The sequence below is a fragment of the Actinorugispora endophytica genome (assembly GCF_004363075.1).
Lineage (GTDB): Bacteria > Actinomycetota > Actinomycetes > Streptosporangiales > Streptosporangiaceae > Actinorugispora > Actinorugispora endophytica.
Genome location: NZ_SNYN01000009.1, coordinates 123,980 through 143,261, shown reverse-complemented (window position 1 = coordinate 143,261; position 19,282 = coordinate 123,980). Strand labels below are relative to the sequence as shown.

General features: G+C 74.3%; 13 protein-coding genes. 6 read left to right on the top strand and 7 right to left on the bottom strand.

Going from position 1 to position 19,282, the window contains the following annotated elements; all coding sequences use genetic code 11:
* Positions 1-146: 146 nt before the first annotated feature.
* Complete coding sequence (locus EV190_RS13630) at positions 147-905, top strand: class I SAM-dependent methyltransferase (protein WP_133741917.1); 759 nt, start codon at positions 147-149, stop codon at positions 903-905.
* A complete protein-coding gene (locus EV190_RS13625) occupies positions 902-1,654 on the top strand; it encodes a class I SAM-dependent methyltransferase (protein ID WP_133741916.1) in 753 nt (250 codons plus the stop codon). Before EV190_RS13630 ends, EV190_RS13625 begins: the two co-directional genes overlap by 4 nt.
* 25 nt (positions 1,655-1,679) lie before the next feature.
* Here EV190_RS13625 and EV190_RS13620 read toward each other — a convergent pair whose 3' ends face one another.
* The 6 genes from EV190_RS13620 to EV190_RS13600 form a co-directional block, all read right to left on the bottom strand.
* A complete protein-coding gene (locus EV190_RS13620) occupies positions 1,680-2,705 on the bottom strand; it encodes a DUF3068 domain-containing protein (protein ID WP_166655457.1) in 1,026 nt (341 codons plus the stop codon).
* A complete protein-coding gene (locus tag EV190_RS13615; protein ID WP_133741942.1) occupies positions 2,702-6,913 on the bottom strand; it encodes an alpha-(1->3)-arabinofuranosyltransferase in 4,212 nt (1,403 codons plus the stop codon). The genes EV190_RS13620 and EV190_RS13615 overlap by 4 nt, the downstream gene beginning before the upstream one ends.
* A 2-nt stretch (positions 6,914-6,915) precedes the next feature.
* The gene (locus tag EV190_RS13610; RefSeq protein ID WP_243742560.1) at positions 6,916-8,205 is read right to left on the bottom strand and encodes a glycosyltransferase family 4 protein; all 1,290 of its coding nucleotides are present in this window, start codon (positions 8,203-8,205) and stop codon (positions 6,916-6,918) included.
* 221 nt (positions 8,206-8,426) lie between these two features.
* Positions 8,427-8,567: a hypothetical protein gene (locus EV190_RS23415; RefSeq protein ID WP_166655456.1), complete on the bottom strand. Its 141-nt coding sequence runs from the start codon at positions 8,565-8,567 to the stop codon at positions 8,427-8,429.
* A complete protein-coding gene (locus tag EV190_RS13605; RefSeq protein ID WP_243742559.1) occupies positions 8,564-10,420 on the bottom strand; it encodes a hypothetical protein in 1,857 nt (618 codons plus the stop codon). The genes EV190_RS23415 and EV190_RS13605 overlap by 4 nt, the downstream gene beginning before the upstream one ends.
* A 21-nt stretch (positions 10,421-10,441) precedes the next feature.
* Positions 10,442-11,851: a GDSL-type esterase/lipase family protein gene (locus EV190_RS13600; RefSeq protein WP_243742558.1), complete on the bottom strand. Its 1,410-nt coding sequence runs from the start codon at positions 11,849-11,851 to the stop codon at positions 10,442-10,444.
* Positions 11,852-12,168: 317 nt separating this feature from the next.
* Here EV190_RS13600 and EV190_RS13595 point away from each other — a divergent pair, with 317 nt between their 5' ends.
* On the top strand, positions 12,169-13,074 hold the full coding sequence (locus EV190_RS13595; protein WP_133741914.1) for a hypothetical protein: 906 nt from the start codon (positions 12,169-12,171) through the stop codon (positions 13,072-13,074).
* Between the two features lie 207 nt (positions 13,075-13,281).
* Here EV190_RS13595 and EV190_RS13590 read toward each other — a convergent pair whose 3' ends face one another.
* Positions 13,282-13,797 carry an NADPH-dependent FMN reductase gene (locus EV190_RS13590; protein ID WP_133741913.1) on the bottom strand — a complete coding sequence of 172 codons (516 nt, stop codon included), beginning with the start codon at positions 13,795-13,797 and terminating at the stop codon, positions 13,282-13,284.
* A 383-nt stretch (positions 13,798-14,180) separates the two neighbouring features.
* Between EV190_RS13590 and nagA the strand changes: the two genes are divergently transcribed.
* From nagA to EV190_RS13570, 3 genes are all read left to right on the top strand, one after another.
* Entirely contained in the window at positions 14,181-15,320 is a 1,140-nt protein-coding gene (gene nagA / locus EV190_RS13580; protein ID WP_133741912.1) for an N-acetylglucosamine-6-phosphate deacetylase, read from the top strand.
* Positions 15,321-15,620: 300 nt separating this feature from the next.
* On the top strand, positions 15,621-17,102 hold the full coding sequence (locus tag EV190_RS13575) for a bifunctional cytidylyltransferase/SDR family oxidoreductase (protein WP_243742557.1): 1,482 nt from the start codon (positions 15,621-15,623) through the stop codon (positions 17,100-17,102).
* Positions 17,099-19,084 carry a glycerophosphotransferase gene (locus tag EV190_RS13570; protein WP_133741911.1) on the top strand — a complete coding sequence of 662 codons (1,986 nt, stop codon included), beginning with the start codon at positions 17,099-17,101 and terminating at the stop codon, positions 19,082-19,084. The genes EV190_RS13575 and EV190_RS13570 overlap by 4 nt, the downstream gene beginning before the upstream one ends.
* Positions 19,085-19,282: the final 198 nt, after the last annotated feature.

Genomic DNA, 19,282 nt, shown 5'->3' with positions numbered 1-19,282 from the left:
CGAAGAGGTGTCAGAATAAAACACGTTCTACATATTGCTGCGATTGTCACAGCAGGTCCATAGTGCCAGTGGAATCGACGCGAGAACATGACGGGACCTTGTTCCATCTCGTTCTCCGGCGCCGCGACCGACCGTCAGGAGTGCACGTGAGTCTCGACGAAGTCCGCAGGGACTGGACGCTGCTGGGGGCGGCCGCCCCTCTGTGGGCGGTCTGCGTCGACCCCGCCAAGCGCGACGGCGGCTGGGACGACGAGGAGTTCCTGGCCTCGGGGCGGGCCGAGATCGACGCGGCCCTGGCCCGGCTGGCCGGGCTGGGCATCGCGCACGGGCGCGCGCGGGCGCTGGACTTCGGCTGCGGCGCGGGTCGGCTGTCCAACGCCCTGGCCGCCCACTTCGACCGGGTGGTCGGCGTGGACATCTCCGAGCCGATGCTCGCCGAGGCGCGCCGCCTCGACCGGAGCGGCGGCCGGATCGAGTTCGCGCTGAACGACACACCCGACCTGGCGGCCTTCGGCGACGGCTCCTTCGACCTGGTCTACACCGACCTGGTCCTGCAGCACCTGCCGCCGGAACTGGCCCGCGGCTACCTCGCCGAGTTCGCGCGCGTGGCGCGCCCCGGCGGCGCCATGGTGATCGGCATGCCCGCGGGCGAGCGCCGGACCTTCAAGGGGATGGTGTTCCGGTACGCGCCGCACCGGGCGATCCGGTTCGGCCAGCGGTTCCTGCTGCGTTACCCCGCCCCGATGCGGATGCACACCCTCGCCCCCGGGCCGATGCGCGCGCTGCTCGCCGCGCACGGCGCCCGGGTCGTCGCCTCCGACGAGTACTGGGGCGGCGACCACTGGGTGCACCTGCGCCATTTCGCCTCCCTGGACTCCCCGGCCTCCCCCGGAGCCGCCGCGTGACCCGGACCGGCGCCGCCGCGCCCCCGTTCAGGGCCACCCTCGGCCGCTCGGTCCGGCTGTTCTCGGCGTTCCGCAAGGAGCAGACCGACCCGGACCTGTTCTACGGCACGCTCGCCCGCGACACCGTGGACCAGCTGCTGGCGTACACCGGCCTGGACGGCGCCCTGGTCGTGGACATCGGCGGCGGCCCCGGCTACTTCGCCGACGCACTCCGCGCGGCGGGCGCCCGCTGCGCGTGCGTGGACGCCGACGCCGGCGAGATGCGGCTGCGCGACGGCGCGCTCCCGGCCGGAGCCCTGCTGGGCAGCGCCCTGGACCTGCCGCTGCGCACCGGCTCGGTGGACGTGTGCTTCTCCTCCAACGTGCTGGAGCACGTCCCCGACCCCGTCAGGATGGCCGACGAGATGGTCCGGGTGACCAGGCCGGGCGGCGTCGTCTACCTGTCCTACACGCTGTGGCTGTCCCCCTGGGGCGGGCACGAGACCTCCCCGTGGCACTACCTCGGCGGCCGGTACGCGGCCCGCCGGTACGCCCGCCGGCACGGGCGCCGCCCCAAGAACGACTTCGGCTCCACCATGTTCGCGGTTCGGGCGGCTCCGATGATCAGGTGGGCGCGGCGGCGCGGCGACGTGGAGGTCCTCGGGATCCTGCCCCGCTACCTGCCGTCCTGGGCGCGCGCGGTGGTGCGCGTCCCGCTGCTGCGCGAGTTCGTCACCTGGAACCTGCTGCTGGTCCTGCGCAGGCGGTGACCCGCGCCCTCCCCCGGCGTCGGGATCACCGGGGGAGGCGGGAGCGCACCGCTCCGGCCAGGAGCAGGACCGCTCCCACGGTGCCGAGGACCAGCGGGAGGCCGACCCGCACCAGGTCGAGCAGCCGGGCCCGGTCGCCCGCGCGCTGGATGTTGGCCTGGACGTGCTCGGGCCGCATCGCCAGGTCGGCGTCCAGCACCAGCCGCCCGCCGTCCCCCTCCGCCGTGCGCAGGGTCTCGCGGCGCTCCTCGGTGATGTTGACGACCTGCCCGCTCACCGGTTCGACCCAGTAGGTGCGGGCCAGCTCGACCCAGCGGGTGGCGCGCACCGTCCCCGGCCGGTCCAGGCCCATCTCGGCCGCGGGCACCTCGCGCGCCGAACCGGGCACCTGGGTGGCCGGGACCGACTGCTCGTAGCGCCGGGCGGTGATGCCGCCGACCCGGTCCTCGCCCCGCAGCCGCATCACCGGGGCCGAGCGCATGTCCGGGACGTAGAAGGGGAACTCGGCGCCCTCCGCGCCGGGCGGCCACAGCGCGACCAGTCCGGCCTGGCGCACCGCGAAGTCGCCGTCCACGTGCTCGCCGCAGCAGTTGACCGCCTCTGCGGTCGCGCGGTCCACGACGACCTTGCGGTCGTGGTGGTCGATCAGGCCCAGCCGGCTCGCGGTGTCCACCGTGATGCTCCAGACGGCCCAGTCCTCGTTGCCCGGCATGGGCCGCGCCACCAGCTCGGTGCGCTGGGTCACCTCGGCGTCCTCGCGGGTCCGCCACCGGGCGGTGTCCAGGTAGGTCGCCTCGGGGTCCTCCAGCGTCCACACCTGGCGGGCCTCCGCCGGAAGCATCGCGAGCCGCGGGTGGACGTAGAAGTGCGCCAGGAGCGCGAGCGTGCAGCAGAAGGCTCCGACGGCGACCGCCGCCAGTCCCCGGCGCGTCCCTCCCCCCGGCGCGGGCGCGGGCCCGGGAGCGGCCCCGGGTCCGGGGTCGGGTCCGGGGTCGGGACCGTCGACGTGCTCCCCCACCCGCGCCTCCGCCCCATCCACCGACAAGGTCACCCCGGCACCTCCTCGGCGCCGTCCCGCCGATCATCGTCGGCTCCGGGCCGCTCGTCGAGTCGGGCGTCCCGGTCCGGCGCCCCGGGCGGCCGCCGTCCGCCCAGCGCGAGCGCGACCGCCGTCAGCGCGGGCAGGCAGAGCAGCTGCGCGGCCCAGCCGCGCAGCGGATCGCCCAGCAGGGCGCTGACCTCGTGGAAGGGCAGGTCGACGGCCAGGTGGGTGCCCACTGCCAGGGAGAGTCCGGCCAGCGTGAGCGAGACGGCCACGATCCGGCCGACCGGTGGGCGGCGGACGCGCCCGCTCCGCGCCGCCGCCCAGGCCGCGAGCAGCCCTCCCGCGGCCACCGCGGCCCCGGCGCCGCCCGCCGCCCACAGCCCGAGGGCCAGGACGAACGGGACCAGCGCGGCCGCCGCGACCCCGGCCGGGGCCCCGGCCGCCGCGAGCCGCCGCGCGCGGGCCTTCGCGCGCGGCGCGAGGGCCGCGGCGACCACCGCCGCCGCCAGCACCGCCCCGATCCCCAGCGCCGCGTGGTAGGGGGTGTCAGGCGCGTAGGTCATGACCACCGCGCCCGAGGTCCCGGCGGGCAGCAGCCACGCCTGCTTCCACCCTTCCAGCCGGACCGGCTCCAGGTCGGCGTCCGCGCCCCGGAGGCGCGCCGTCCAGCCCTCGTTGAAGTTCTCGTTGACCACGAGGTAGGAATCCTCGGCGGCGTCCACCTCGACCCTCCGCTCACCGGGCCCCCAGGCGGCGGTCTCGACCCCGGCCAGCCGCACGGGCTCTCCGGCCCCCGCCCGCGCCCCGGCGCCGCGCACGACCGCCGAGCGCACCTGGTACTGGTTCCCGGCCTCCACGACGACCCGGTTCTCCCCCTCGGCCAGCCGCACGTCCGTGCAGCTCTCGAACTCCAGCGGGGCGCCCTCCAGCCGTCCCCGGACGGTGCCGCCGCTGATGCGGGTCTCCACCCGGGCCCCGTTGACGCGCAGGGCCGGGCCGAGACCGCACGCCGTGGCCAGGGGGCCGTCCTCGACGGGGCCGAGCGGCTCCACGCCGGGCAGCGTGATCCCCGCGACCTCCAGCGGCTGCCCTTCGGGCGGGACGAAGGCGACGGTCAGCTCCCTGGCCCGCAGCGGGGCGAAGTCGAGGCCGCCGCTCCCGTCCAGCCAGCCCTCGCGGACCGTGTCCCCGGTCTCGACGACGACCCGGACGGGGCGGAGGACGGCGTCGGCGCGCGGGAAGTCCACCGTGATCCCGGTGAGTTCGACGGTCCCCCCCAGGTCGAGCCGCAGGGAGGGCCGGTCATCCCCGGGGTCGGGGTACCAGACGGTGGACTCGTCGTCGTCGAGGGCGTTGCGCCCCATCGCCGCCGGGTGGTCCACGGACGCCGAGGACGAGGTGACCTCGGGGTACCCCTCCTCCCGGTTCGCGGCGTTCTCCACCGCCCCCGGGTCGGTGGCCGCGACCTGCCCGCTGATGGTGTGCCCGCCCTCCGCGGCCCGCTCGGACAGGGTGAAGACGCGGTCGAAGGTGTGGGCGTCCTCTCCCTGCACGGCCAGGGCCGGGTTGCACACCCACACCCGCGAGCCCTCCATGCAGCCCGGAACCGTCCCGGTCGACCCGGTGAGCAGGACCGTCCCGGCGTCGGCGGGACCGGGCACCTCGATGGCGCGCGACGCCTCCAGACCGGGGACGGCGACCGAGGTGATCCCGACCCTGGTCCCGAAGCGGTACTCGGGCTCCCAGGCGAGCGCGTCGACCCGGATCCGGATCCTCTCGGTGGGTCCGGGCGGGACGGCGAGCTCCTGCGGGCCGTCGGAACCGTCCAGGCCCGTCTCGGCGCTGCCGTTGTCGGTGCGGACGGTGACCCGCGCGGGCGGCGGCTCGCCGGGGAGCCGCTCGAAGGCGACGCTCAGCCCGGCGGGGTCCCGGGGTTCGGCGAACCCGATCTCCAGCCACTCGCCGACCGCCCCGGTGAACCCGCTGGAGCGCCAGGAGGTCGCGTCGGAGCCGTCCAGGGCCGCGTACGGCGTCCGGCCGGGGTCCCGGGTCCCGGCGTCGGCCAGCGCCCCGGCCTCGGAGGAGGACGCGGTGACCGAGGCGATCCCGTCGTAGGCGGCGACGGAGGTGTACGGCTCCCAGGCGGGGTCCAGGACGTCGGGGGCGGGGACGTCGCGCTCGTACTCCTCGTCCGCGGTGAGCGTGCCGGTGACGTTGCGCCGCACGTCGGGATAGCTGACCTCGACCCGGCGCACGGTGTCGGTGACGACGGTGTCCTCGGGCGCGACGTCCCCGGCCCCGGGGTCGTCGCCCAGCAGAACCGGCCGGTCGTCCGAGAGCAGGCCCTGCTCGGCCATCGCCAGCAGCGCCTCGGGGCCGCCGGTCACCCGCAGTGCGGCGTCCGCGGGAACGGTGCCGACCAGCGGCGCGGGGTCGTCCACCTCGTAGACGTCCAGGGCCCGGTAGGGCTGGTCGTACCAGTTCGCCGCCGGGGTCGGGTCGAGGCTGCCCACGGCGGGCCCGAAGGAGCGCACGTGGGTGATGCCGGGCGAGTCGGACAGCGCCTGGTGGGTGCGGGCGGGCCAGCCGCCGTTGTTGCCCCGGCGCTGGAGGTCGTTGCGGACCAGCAGGTAACGCACGCCCGTCCGGGCCAGGGTGCGGGACAGCCCCTCCGAGCCCCGCCCCGAGGAGATCCGCTGGTCGATGGCGTGGGTGAGCCGGGAGACCCCCGCCGAACCCCACGGGATGATCTGGTGGTTGGTCCAGGCGCCGTCCATCAGCGGCTGCATGGGCTCGTCCATGGGGCGGCCCCACAGGTACTCGCCGCGCGCCGATCCGGGCACCGCCATCGTCATGGCGCCGCCGCTGTGGGAGTCCAGCCACTCGGTCGCCTCGTACCAGTAGCCGGGGATCTCCACGAAGCCGCCGCGGGTGGCGCCGCCGACCGTGCCCAGCGGGGTCAGCGTGGCCAGGACCGCGAGGGCGCACGCCCCCGCGGCCAGGCGGCCGGACCACGCCCGCGCGTCGGCCCCCTCGTGCTCTCCGCTGTGGTGGAGGGCGACCGCGGTGGGCAGGTGCGCGAGGCCGAGCACGACCGGCAGCCGGATCAGCACGTCGAACTTGTGGACGTTGCGGAACGGGCTGAGCGCGCCGTCGAACGCGGCCTGCGTGAACGGGGCGAACGGGCCGCCGAGCGCGCCGGTGTACCCCGACGCCACGACCGCGGTGCCGACCAGCGCGCACACGCCGAGGAACAGCCGCTCGGGGTTGCGCCGGTGCGCCGCCCCCGCCAGGCCCAGCCCCGCCACCGCGGCGGTGGCCAGGATCAGCCAGGGCGCGGTGGCCAGCTCGCCGCCCGCCGGGAGGGCCGACTCCCCCGGCACGTACCCCATCCAGTTGGAAGCGCCGCGCAGCGTGTTGGTCAGCGAGGTGACGCTGGTGGTGGTGGCCGCGTCCTCGGTGAACGGCATGAACGAGAACACGTACCGGCCCATGATCAGCAGCGGGGCCAGCCACCAGAAGGAGACGCAGAAGACGGCGAGCAGCCACCAGGACAGCAGCCGCCGCTTGCGGGGGCCGCGGGCGCGGGTCAGCAGGTAGAGCAGCGGGACGACCAGCACCGCCAGTTCGGAGGCGGCGTTGGTGCCCCCGCAGAGCGTGAACGCCGCGGCCGAGAGCAGGGCCGCGCGCATCGGGTCGGCTCCGTGCCGCGCCCCGTGGACGAGCGGCAGCAGCACCCAGGGCAGCAGCATGGTCGGCTGGAGTTCGGCGGAGTTGTAGGACAGCAGGGTGAGCACGCGCGGCGACAGCGCGAACGCCACCCCGGCGACGATCTGGGTTCTCGTGCCGCCGATGCCCAGGGCGCGGGCGACCGCGACGGTGCCCAGGAACGCCGCGCACAGCAGCAGCGCCATCCACAGCCGCTGCACCGCCCACTCCTGCATGCCCATGGAGATGAACAGGACGTGGAAGGGCCCGTTGGGGAACAGGTAGCCGTACGCCTGGTTCTGCAGCTGGCCGAAGTAGGAGGGGTCCCACAGGTGCAGCGCCCGCCGCAGGAAGCCCAGCGGGTCGAGGGTCAGGTCGATCTTGGTGTCGCCGACGATCCTGGTCGGGTCGAGGCTGAACGCCAGCGCGCCCAGGAGCAGGCAGACCGTGAGGAGCCGGAGCCTGCGGACGAGGGTGCCATCGAGGTCGGCGCTGGTGGGGCGCAGGGTCACCGGTGCTCTCCCTGCCGGTCGGCACCGGCGTCGGCGGTTCCGTCGAGGACGTCGACGAGCAGCCGGGTCATGGCCCGGCCGCTGCGCTCCCAGGTGAACCCCGCGGCCCACTCGCGGCAGGCGCGGCGGATCTCGGCGGCGCGCACGGGGTCGCCGAGCTCGTCGAGCGCGTGCGCGATCACGTCGGCGAGGTCCTCGCCCTCGCGGACCAGCCAGCCCGTCTCGCCGTGTCGCACCGAGTCGCGCAGGCCGTCCACGTCGTAGGCGACCGTGGGCACGCCCAGGCCGGCGGCCTCGATGACGGTGAGCCCCCAGCCCTCGAACTCCGAGGCGGTGACGTGCAGCAGCGAACCGGCCAGGACCGCGTTCTTCTCGTCCTCGGGCAGGAAGCCGTGCAGGCGGACCGCCGATCCGAGGCCGCGACGCTCGACCTGGGCGGCCAGCGGGACGCTCTCGGGGCCCCGGCCGACGACGTGCACCCGCAGGCCGGGCCAGCGCGCGCGCAGCTCGGCGGCGGCGTCCACGACGCGGGTGACCCGCTTCTGCACGACGAGGCGGCCGAGGCTGACGATGGCGGGCGACCCCATCTCGTCCTCGCCGGCCGCGTGGACGGGCGAGACGGGCCGGCTCTGCGGGCGGCCGTTGTGCACGATCGAGATGGGCGCGCGCCAGCGCAGCTTCTCGCGCATGGCGCGGCGGGAGGACTCCGAGACGGTGACCGTGGGGCAGGAGGCGTACACCCGGCTGGCGACACTGCTCTCGACGAACCTGCCCAGCCAGGCGAGCGGCCGGCTGAAGTAGGCGTTGAACTGCAGGTCGTGCACGTGGTGCACGACGCTGATGACGCGGGTGCGGCGGGGCAGCACCAGCCGGGAGAAGAACGGGACGCCGTTCATGCAGTCGAAGGCCGCGTGGAACTCGCCGCGCCACAGCAGCAGCCACAGCACCACCAGCGGGTAGACGGTGAACCTGCCGCCCATGCGGCGGATGACGATGCCGTCGCGGGTCTCGGCGCGCGCCTGCCCGCGCTCCCTGCTGGTCACGAACACCACTCCGGCGCCCCTGGCCGCGAGGTGCCGGCTGATCCGCCAGGCGTACTCCTCGGCGCCGCCGGCGGCGGCCTGCCAGGGGTCCCGCCAGTTGAGCATCGCGATCCGGACGCCGTCCAGGCGCGGTTCCTCCCGCGGCGGGGGCGCGGTCCGGCCGCTCCGCACCGGGATGCGGGCGGGCGGGCCGAAGAGGAGGCCCCCGGGCGGGACGGGACCGTCCGGGGCCGGGTCGTCCATGAGTCCCGGCAGAGGTGTTTGGTGGAAGACCACGTGCTCTCCTGAGGTTCCGCCGACGGCCTTCGGGGCGAACGGGCGCTCACACGAGGCGATGGACAGGACACCCGGAGTAGGAGGTCCGGGGGTCGCCGGAAGCGCATTCCGGCCGTGCGGGGCTCCGGGGGGAACGCGTCGCCTCCCAGGCGGCCCCCGCGCCGCGGGCCGGGCCGCCCGGACAGCGGCTACCTGTCGCCGTAGTTGTAGAGGGTCTCGTTGACCGGCTCGCTGGAGGTGGTGGTGCTGACCGCGATGCTGGTCATCGTGAAGGTCGCGACGCCCGCGAGGGCGGCGCCGATGGCGCACGCGGCCAATATCTTGATCACTTCGTGCTCTCCTTCCGCCGCAAGGCCTGCCCCCCGGGGGTCCGGGGCATGGGAACGAGACTAGAACCTGATACAGCGATTGACCAGAGGATTGCCCCAACCGTAACCGACCAGCCAACCGCGGCCGCCGCCGTGAGGCCGCTGGTTTCCGCTTCCACGTGCTTGTCCGGAACTTCGAGGAGGGTGAGGAACCGACCCGAGTGAACGGTCTCAAGACCGTGCCCGGAAAGCCGGAACCTGTTCTCGTCAGGGGAGTTGGCGTGGTCGACGAGGACGTACCGCACGCCCAGCGCGCCGAGGCGCCCGGCGAGGCCGGCGTCCTCGCGCGGAGCCGCGTCCGCCCCGATCAGCGGGGCGATCTCGCGGGCGAGCGGGTCCTCGCCCCGGACGACGCGGACCTCGCCGCCGTCGCGCACCCTCAACTCGTCGTTCCACACGACCCGACGGCCGAACAGCTTCACCGCCGGGTCGAGCACCACGGTCCCGCCCCCGTCGGCTCCCCCGAACCCCCGGTAGGCGCTCCAGGGCAGCGACAGCAGCGCGCCGGGCGCCGGGTCGTCGTTCACCAGCCGCTGCACCCGGATCCACTCGGCCGGGTACTCGACCGGCCGGAGCGTCCCCGCCGCGCCCCACGCCAGCCCCGGCAGCAGCACCAGCGGCGCCAGCGAGACGAGCACCGCCGCGGTCCGGCCCGCCGCGGCCGCCCCGCGCCGCGCGTCGGGCCGTACCAGCCACAGCACCGCGCCGGCGAGACCGACCGCCTGGAGCAGCGCGAGGGGGGCGACGTACAGCTGGCCGTCGCGCAACGGGCCGAAGCCCGGCCACAGTCCGACCATCGCGCGCAGGACCTCCCGCCCCGGCCCGCCCGACCCGGCCAGCGCGATCGTGAACCCGGCGGCGGCCGCGGCCGTCAGCGCGGCGGCGAAGTCCGGACGGGGCCCCCGGGCCAGCAGCCACCCCCACCCCGCCAGGGCCGCCAGCGACAGCAGGAGCCGTCCCGCCGCGCCCGCCGCGTCCCCGAAGCCTGGCGGGACGGCCTGGGCGTTCCAGACGCCGCCCAGGGACAGCAGCGAGGCCGCGACCCCGAAAGGCGTGTCCGCGCGCGCCGCGAACAGGTCGACGGCCGCCGGATCGGTGCCCGCCGCGCTGGACAGCGCCGGAACCAGCCACGGCAGCGCGACCACGGCCAGGCAGCCCGCGACCACGGCCGCGACGGCCACCGCCCGCCGCCACGGGCGCGCCGCCGCCGCGGGCAGTGCGACGAGCCCGGACAGCAGGACCGAGGAGAAGCCTCCGACCGCGGCCGGGAGCAGCGCGACGACCAGCCGGGGCGCGTCGCGCGCCCCGCGCAGGCGGACCGCCGCCCGCAGCACCCAGGGCAGCCCCGCGTACCCCAGGAGCACCGCCCACTGGCCGAGCAGCAGCCGCTCGGCGAGGAAGGGGTTCCACACGTAGAACAGGGCGGCCGCGATCCGGGGCGCCAGGCGCGGTCCCGGCACCAGCCGCGCCGCCCCGGCCGCGCCGACCGCGAAGACCGCGAGCAGGGCGAGCGCCTGCACCAGGTCCCCGGGCAGCACCCGCCCCAGGAGCGCCGCCACGGCGTCGCTGGGCACCGCCCGGGGGAAGCCGCCCCCGCCGCCCAGGGTGACGGCCGTCAGCGGCGCGTCGGGGACGAACACCATGTCGTAGCGCAGCACGTACCCCGGCCCCAGCGCGGGGCCGAGCGCCAGCGCCCCCGCCGCCAGTCCCGTGCCCAGCGGCGCCCACCGCGCGAGGGCGGCCCTGCTTCCGTGGCGCACGCGGCCTCCTCCGTGGTCGGCGGCCCTGATGTCGGCGCTTCCCGGGGCGGGCATGTCAGGACTCCGGTGTCGGGATCATCGCCGGGGCTCCCGCACCGGCTCCGAGACGCCGCCTTCGATGTAGTCCCGGTGGGCGCGCACCGCGAGCTCGTAGCCGGGCGCGGGGCCCGGGGCGATCGTCCAGTGCTCGGCGTCGCGGACCACGGCGACCGCCTCCCACCCCGTGCCGGTGCCGACGGGACCGTCGTCGGCGGGGGCGCAGGACGGGTCGGGGCCGGTCCCGCACTCCAGGGGGCGGCGCCACACCGCGTAGTGGGTGGCCTCGCGCACGCCCTCCCACTCCAGGGCCCCGTCCGCGACCCGGACCCCGGCCGGCGCGGGCGGCGGGTCGTCGTCCAGCTCGAACCGGAGCACCTCGGAGGTCCGCCCGGCGTCGCCGCCCTTGAAGGAGCGGACCCGGAACTCGTACGCGGCTCCGGCGAACAGGCCCGTGACCACCGCACCGCGCTCCTGGCCTCCCGCTCCCTCGACGGCGCCGCCCGCCAGGACCCACTCGTCCGGGTCGGGTGCGGCGCGGCGCCGGGAGACCTCGTAGCGGGTGGCGCCCGGAACCGGGTCCCAGCTCAGCCGCACCCCGTCGGCCACCCGTTCGGCCCGCGGCACGGGCGCGGTCCGGGGTCCGACCGGCACGTCGGGCAGCGGGCGGGGGTAGGGCTCGCCCAGGCCCAGCGGCTCGGCGAGGGCGTCCGCGAAGGCCGCGGCGATCTTGACCTCCCCCCGCGCGTTGGGGTGCGTGGTGTCCCAGTTGTCGTCGGCCGGCGCGTAGTCGGCGGCCGAGCGGGCCACCACCACCGGCGACTCCGCGCCGGTGAGCTGGCCGGCGAGCACCGGGAGCCCGGCGTTGTACTCGCCGATGACGGTGTTGACCTCCTGGTCGTGGTCGGTGCCCCACATCGGCGGGAGCTCGCCCAGCACCACCCGGACGTCCCCCCTGGCCACCCGCGCGGCGGTCACGATGTCGCGCACCCCCTCCAGGGCCTCGGAGGCGGTCGAGCCGCCCACGATGTCGTTGGCGCCGACCATCAGCAGCAGGTAGTGCGGTTCGGCCCCGACCGTCTCCGCCCCGATCCGCTCCGCGACGTTCCCGGTGGTGGAGCCCCAGACCCCGGCGTGGTCGGTGTCGAAGTCGGCGACGGCGTAGCGGTCGTCCCCGTACTCGCCGGTGCCGACGTCGAACAGGTCGGCGCGGGGGCCGACGAAGTCCACGTCCGGCGCCGCGCTCCCGGTGAGGTGCTCCCACAGCCGGTAGCGCCAGGTGAAGTCGCCGCTGCTGCCCTGGACGAAGGAGTCCCCGGCGACCATGATCCTGACCGTGCCCCCGGGCGCCGTCCAGCCGCCCGTCGGCGCCTCCTGCTCGGGGGCGGGGGCCTCCTCGACCAGGAGGTCCCCGGTGAGGGACCGCAGCAGGACCATGGTGACGGCCATCGCCGCCACCACGACCCCGAACAGGCCGAGCGCTGAGGAGCGGCCTTTGCTCTCGGTCTTCAGTTCAGCGCCCCTCCCCCACCGCGACATCTCGGAGGCGGGCCCCGCCCCTTGCCCGGACCGCCCGGCACCACCAGACTAGAACGTGTTGCATGAGGACGGTCAAGGCACCTGTCCGGGTCCGGCCCCGCCCCGGACCTCCCCCAGCGGACTCGGCCTCCTCCGGAGCCGAACCCCCGGATAGCGCGGCCGGGGCCGAACGGCCGGAACACCGGCCGAAAACAGGTTCTCCCCGATTCCGTGAAAGGCGGCCATACGTGACGGGCCTGATCACCGCGCTGGTCTCGGCCGCGGTCTACAGCATCGGCCTGGCGGTGGAGCAGCGGGCGCTGCACCGCTCGGCCGACATCAGCGTCCGCCACCCGCTGCGCCTGGCCCGCGTCCTGCTCGGGGACGTCCACTGGCTGTGCGGGTGCGCGCTGGCGGCTCTGGGCAGCGTGGGACTGGTCGTCTCGCTCGGGCTCGCACCGGTGTCGGTCGTGCAGCCGGCCTTCGCGGGCGGCATCGCGCTGATGCTCCTGCTGCTGGCCGTCGCCCAGCGCCAGAGCGTCACCCGCGGCGAGGTCCTGGCACTGGGCCTGATGCCGCCGGCGCTGCTCCTGCTCGGCCTGTCCCTGGGATCGGGCGACCGCGCGGCCGGGACCACCGCGGGCGTCCCCCTGTTGCTGACGGTCAGCGCGGTCACCCTCGTCGTGTGCGTGGGCGGGATGGCCCTGGCCGGGGGCGGGGGACGGAACGTCTCGGCGGCGGTCATGGGCGGGGCCGCCGGCCTGGCCCAGGGGGTCGCGGGCCTGCAGGGCAAGGGCATCGGCGGGCTGCTGGCCGAACGGGGGATCGTCGACGCCGCCGTACCGGTGCTGCTCTCCCCTTTCCCCTACCTGTACGCACTGGGCTGGGCGGTGGGGATCGCGCTCTTCCAGACCTCGATGCAGCGCGCCCGCGCCTCGGTGACCGCGCCGGTGGCGAACGTGCTGGGCAACGTCTTCATGGTGGTCTTCGGCACCGTCGTCTTCGCCGAGCGGCTGCCGGCCGAACCGCTTCCGCTGACCTTCCGCGTCCTCGGCCTCGCCCTGACCCTGGTGGTGGTCGCCCTGGTGCGCGGCACCGCGAGCCGGGTCGAGGAGGAGACCACCCGCCTGCGCGCGGCCGCCCCGGGGCCCTGAACGCGATGACCGTGACGCCGGCGCCCCTCGGGAGGCGGCGACGGCGGGGGCCGGTCGGGGCCGCGCCCACGACGTCCGCTGCGTGTGAGGGTTCCGTCGACGGTCTTGAGCGTTCTGCCCGTCTCGGGGCCGGGAAGGGCGGAAAGCCCGTGATCATTCCGAGCGAGGGCGGGACCGGCCCCCGAACACCCCCGCGCCCGGTCCTCCCTAGACCGCGACGGCGAGGGCCTGTCGGAGGGCGGGGGCGGCGACCTCGGCCCAGGCGTCGATGACGCCGAGCGGCTCGGCGAGTTCGGAACCGGCCAGCAGCAGGCCCGGCTCCGCCACCCAGGCGCCGAGGTCGGACAGCAGCACGCGCAGGTCGTCCTCGATGTTGCGCCCGTTGCGCAGGTCTTCCACAACCGCCATCGGCAGCGCGATGGTGTGCGCGAGGCCCAGTTCGGGGACGCGGTCCAGGAAGACCTTGAGCAACCCGGTGTAGCTGCCGTGCACCTGCGGGGTCGCCACGATCAGCACGTCGCCCTCGGCGACCCGGGCGAGCGCGTCCGCGACGGCGCCCTCGGGGGTGGACGCGAGCAGCGCCGGGCCCAGTTCGGCGAGGTCGACGACATTGATGTCCGCTGCGGCGCTGGTGTGCGCGGCGACCGCGTCGGCGGCGTGCACGGCAGCGGCGCGCAGGGCGGAGCGGGCTTCGGGGGCGGCGACGAGCACGGTGAAGGTCATGGTGGTCTCCAGGTGAACACGGCCTCGGGGCCGCGTGGGGGCGTAGCGCGGGAAGTCGTCGGGAAACGGGGGCGACGGTCGGGTTTCCCTGGGCACGACGGCATGCGCGCGTTCACGATCACTGGAGATCGGTGCGGGCCGGGGGTTGCGGGCGCGCGTAGGGAAACCGCAGTGGCGAAGGGGGCACTAGGCCCCGCCACTGACGCTAACTACGACAGAGTGCGCTCGCCTGCTGTCGCAGATCGACATGCAGGCGCTGGACGAGCAGCTCACCGGCGGACATGTACACCATGATGAGTGGGCGCGGGGATATCGTCAATGCGTGATCGACGGTTTTGTCGGCGCGATCGGGTGACGAGGGCCACTAGGAGGATTCCACGCACATGAGTACGCTGGTGAACGCCCGGGTGGTCACCGCCGACGGGATCACCGACGGGTGGCTGCGGATCGGGGGCGAGCGGATCGCGGCGATCGGCTCGGGGCCCGCACCGCACGACCCGGCCGGGACCGTCGACATCGGCGGCCGCCTGCTCGCCCCGGGACTCGTCGACATCCACATCCACGGCGGCGCGGGCGCCTCCTTCACCGACGCCGACCCCGAGCGCGCGATGGCCGTCGTCGAATTCAACCGGGCGCACGGCGTGACCTCGCTGCTGGGCGGGCTGGTCGCGGCGACCCCGGAGGACACCCTGCGCCAGGTCTCGGTCCTGGCCGAGCTGTGCGACTCCGGCGAACTCGCCGGGATCTACCTGGAGGGCCCCTACATCTCGACGGGCAAGTGCGGCGCGCACGACCCCGCGCTGCTGCGCGACCCCGACACCGCCGAGTTCCGGCGGATCCTCGACGCCGGGCGCGGACACGTCCGGATGGTCACGCTCGCCCCCGAACTGCCCGGCGCGCTCGACCTGGTCCGCGCGGCCGTGTCGGAGGGCGTGGTCGCGGCCGTGGGGCACACCGAGGCCACGTACGACCAGACCCGCGCGGCCTTCGACGCCGGCTCCACCGTCGCCACGCACATCTACAACCAGATGCGCCCGCTGCACCACCGGGAGCCGGGCCCCATCGCCGCGGCGCTCAACGACGAGCGGGTGACCGTGGAGCTGATCAACGACGGCGTCCACGTCCATCCCGGTGCCGCCCGGCTGGTCCGCGACACCGTCGGCCCCCACCGGCTGGCCCTGGTCACCGACGCCATGGCGGCGACCGGACTCGGCGACGGCGAATACACTCTTGGCAGACTGCGCGTCCGCGTGGACGGCGGCGAGGCCCGGTTGACGGACACCGGCGCGATCGCCAGCAGCACCATCGTCCTCCCCGAGGCCGTCCGCCGCGCCGTCCGCGACCTGGACGCCGCACCGGTCGACGCCCTGCGCGCGGCCTCCGGCACCCCGGCGGCCGCGCTCCGTCTCGCCGACGCGGGCGTCCTCGAGACAGGCCGCTACGCCGACGTCGTCGTCCTGGACGACGACCTCGCCGTCCGGGCCGTCTACCACCGGGGGCGCGCCGTCACGAGGGGGAATTGACCGACAAGACCGTATCCGAGCCGAGACCGCCCATCACGGTGAGCAGACCCGTTATGTGACCCTAGAGTTAGACGCGAACTCGGAAAGCGCCCGAGAACCACACGACTCCGGGTGTTGGTGCACGAGAAACAGAAGTCCCCGGGTGTTCCAGGGGCCCGGCAGGAGCCGCGCCCCGCACCCTCGTCGTAACCGAGGCCGCCCTCTTGACCGCAGGTATCCTCCGTGGCGTCTTCCCACGGCCCGATACCCGCGTCCCGGCCCCTGGAACCGTCCGGCGTCTTCATCGATCGGGAGAAAGATTTGGCTAAGAAAGCTCAGGTGCCCCAGGCCGCTCCCCGGGCCGCTACCCGGACCATCGCGGTGGTCCTCGCCGGTGGCAGCGGCCAGCGCATCGGGTTGAGCACGCCCAAGCAACTGCTCAAGATCGCCGGTAAGCCGATCCTGGAGCACACCCTCGCCATCTTCGAGGAGGCTCCCGAAATCGACGAGATCATCGTCATGATGAACCCCGGCTTCGTCCGGGACGCCGAGGCGATCACCCGCAAGGCCGGCTTCCAGAAGGTCACGCGGATCCTGCCCGGCGGCACCTCCCGCAACGCCACGACCCAGCTCGCGCTGGACGCGCTGGAGGGCAACGACCCGGCCACCACCAAGGTCCTCTTCCACGACGCGGTTCGCCCGCTGCTGTCCCAGCGCATCGTCGTCGACTGCGTCAGGGCGCTGGACGAGTACACGGCGGTGGACGTCGCGATCCCGTCCTCGGACACCATCATCGAGGTCGACGACGACACCATCACCGACGTCCCCCGGCGGGCCCGGCTGCGGCGCGGCCAGACCCCCCAGGCGTTCCGGCTCGGCACCATCCAGAACGCCTACGCCAAGGCCTGGCAGGACCCGGGCTTCGAGGCCACCGACGACTGCACCGTCGTGCTGCGCTACCTTCCCGAGGAGCCGATCTTCGTGGTCGCCGGGGACGAGCACAACATGAAGGTCACCCAGCCCGTCGACATCTTCATCGCCGACAAGCTGTTCCAGCTGGCCTCCGACAGCACCCCCGAGTTCGGCGAGGACGACTACCGCGAGCGGTTCGCCGGACGCACCGTGGTCGTCTTCGGCGGCAGCTACGGGATCGGCGCGGGCGTCGCGGAGCTCGCCGAGCGCTACGGCGCGCGGGTCTTCTGCTACAGCCGCAGCGCCACCCGCACCCACGTGGAGAACCCCTCCGACGTGTCCGCGGCGCTCGCCCAGGCGCACGCCGCCACCGGCCGGATCGACTACGTGGTGAACACCGCCGGGGTGCTGCGCATCGGCCGGCTCGACCAAACCGACGAGGCGACCATCGAGGACGCCCTGCGGGTGAACTACCTCGCCCCCATCCACATCGCGAAGTCGGCGTTCCCCTACCTGGCGAACACCGGAGGCCAGCTGCTGCTGTACACCTCCAGCTCCTACACCCGGGGGCGCGCCGAGTACAGCCTCTACTCCTCCGCCAAGGCCGCCACGGTCAACCTGACCCAGGCCCTGGCCGACGAGTGGGCGTCGGACGGCGTCCGGATCAACTGCATCAACCCCGAGCGCACCCAGACGCCCATGCGCACCAAGGCGTTCGGCGACGAGCCCGCGAACAGCCTGCTCAGCGCCGAGAAGGTGGCGCGCACCTCGTTGGACGTGCTGCTGTCCGACCTCACCGGTCACGTGATCGACGTCCGGCGCGAGGACCCGGTCACCACGGCGGCCAGGCAGGACGTCTCGGAACTGGCGGGGAAGGGCACCACGCAGTGAAGGCGATCCTCCGCAGGCTGGGAACGACCGCCCTGGCCACCCTCGCGGTCCTCGGCGTCGGCTACCTGACGCTGATCGCCGGGACGTTCACCAGCACGTTCACCGGAGCGGTGTGGGTGTTCGCGGCGGGCGCCCTGCTCGTCTACGGCGCCGACGCCTACATCCAGGCCACCGGCCAGGAGGTCGGCAAGTACCTGACCCAGTTCCGGCTGGGCGGCACGACCCGGGCGCTGCTGCGCCAGCTCCTCCTGCTGGGCATGGTCGGCTTCGCGGGCCACGACGTCGACTCCGGCTTCTGGTGGACGGTGGGCGGCGCCGCCGCGCTGTTCGCCCTCCAGCTGGCCTACGACCTGATGCTGCGCAGGGTGCGGCGGCTGCGCCAACTCCCCGTGGTGACCCGCAACATCGACCTGGGCCCGCTGAACATCCCGAACGGTCCGCCGAGCTGGATCGCGCAGAACGGGATGAACCGCGTCCTGCTGCTGGACGCGCCGCTGCTGGCCGGGGGCATCGGCTTCGCGGTCACCGCGGAGCCGGTCTACGCCGCCGCCGGCGCGCTGGCCTCGCTCGCGACGACCCTGGTGGCCGCCGCGGTGCTGACGCCGTTCCTGCTGGGCTCGCGCCGGATCCCCGACACCGACGGGGTGCTCCGGTTCGTCCAGGACTGGCTGCGCGACTACCGGCCCGAGGTCGTCGTGTACTTCTCCGGTTCGGGCGACTCCGCCTACCAGGTCAACATGTGGCTGGAGTCGGTGTCCCGGCTTCCCCGGCGACCGCTGATCGTGCTGCGCGAACGCGCCGTCGCGGCGAACCTCGGGGTGACCGCCATCCCGGTGCTGTGCGTGCCCAAGGCCAACGACCTGATGGCCCTGGACTTCGACCCGGCGGGGGTGTGCCTGTACCCGGCCAACACCGGCAAGAACATCCACATGCTGCGCAACCCCAAGATCAAGCACGTCTTCGTCGGGCACGGCGACAGCGACAAGATCGCGAGCATCAACCCCTACAGCAAGGTCTACGACGAGGTCTGGACCGCGGGCGAGGCCGGGCGCGACCGCTACCGCATCGCCCGGGTGGGCGTGCGCGACGACGAGATCGTCGAGGTGGGCCGCCCGCAGCTGGACCCGATCAGCACCGGGCCCACGGGCAACACGGTCCGGACGGTGCTGTACGCGCCCACGTGGGAGGGGTGGACCGACGAACCCGGGAACACCTCGCTCATCGCCGCCGGACCCAAGCTGATCGCCGCGCTCCTGGCGGTCCCGGGGGTGCGGGTGCTGTACAAGCCGCACCCGTTCACCGGCATCCGCGATCCTCGCGCCCGCACCGCGCACCGCCGCATCACCACCTTGATCGACGCGGCCAACCAGGCCGCGGGTGCCGGTGCCGGCTCGGACTCGGCCAAGCGTCAGCTCGCCCTGCTGGAGCAGCGGCTCGCCAGGGTCGAGGCGTTCGACGAGCGGGTGGACGAGGCCCAGCGCTCGCGCGACAACGGGCGCCTGGACTCCGCCGTGATCGACGAGCTGAACGAGGCCACCGAGGAGTGGCACCGGGTCTACTGGGCGGACCAGGGGTCGACCCGGCACCTGACCATCCAGGGCCCGCGCCCCGGCCTCTACTCCTGCTTCAACCAGAGTGATCTGCTGATCAGCGACATCTCCAGCGTCGTCGCCGATTTCATCTTCAGCGGCAAGCCTTACGCGATCACCAACTGCGTGGGAATCAGCGATGAACAGTTCCGGATCGAGAACCCGACGGCCAAGGCCGCGTACCTGCTGCGCCCCGACGCGGAGGGGCTGGACAAAGCCCTCGCCGCGATGCGGGACCCGTCCGCCGACACCTTCGCCGACGACCGGCGCAGGCTGAAGACCTACCTGCTGGGCCCGGAGGAGCCCGACTCGCAGACGCAGTTCGCCCGGGCGGTCGACGCCCTCTACGAGCGCGCCGCGACGGCACGCGTGGAGTCACCCGCGGCCCTGTGACCGGGAGGACACCCAGCGCGTGGGACGGCGGTGGCCGGACGCCTCCAGGGCGCCCGGCCACCGCCGTCCCGCTTCGCCCGCGGACCGCGGGCTTCCCAGGGATCATTTTTGTCAACCGTTCGATCTATTGTAAAATTCTGACATTTCACGCGTTGTTCATTGGGCGTTCCACACCCATCCCTTATAAGACGCGGCCGA

What these genes read in the sequence shown, in the direction of transcription:
- EV190_RS13605 (WP_243742559.1), bottom strand. Translation starts at nt 10,420, where the DNA reads ATGCCCGCCCCGGGAAGCGCCGACATCAGGGCCGCCGACCACGGAGGA.
- EV190_RS13610 (WP_243742560.1), bottom strand. Translation starts at nt 8,205, where the DNA reads ATGGACGACCCGGCCCCGGACGGTCCCGTCCCGCCCGGGGGCCTCCTC.
- EV190_RS13590 (WP_133741913.1), bottom strand. Translation starts at nt 13,797, where the DNA reads ATGACCTTCACCGTGCTCGTCGCCGCCCCCGAAGCCCGCTCCGCCCTG.
- nagA (WP_133741912.1), top strand. Translation starts at nt 14,181, where the DNA reads ATGAGTACGCTGGTGAACGCCCGGGTGGTCACCGCCGACGGGATCACC.
- EV190_RS13600 (WP_243742558.1), bottom strand. Translation starts at nt 11,851, where the DNA reads ATGGCCGTCACCATGGTCCTGCTGCGGTCCCTCACCGGGGACCTCCTG.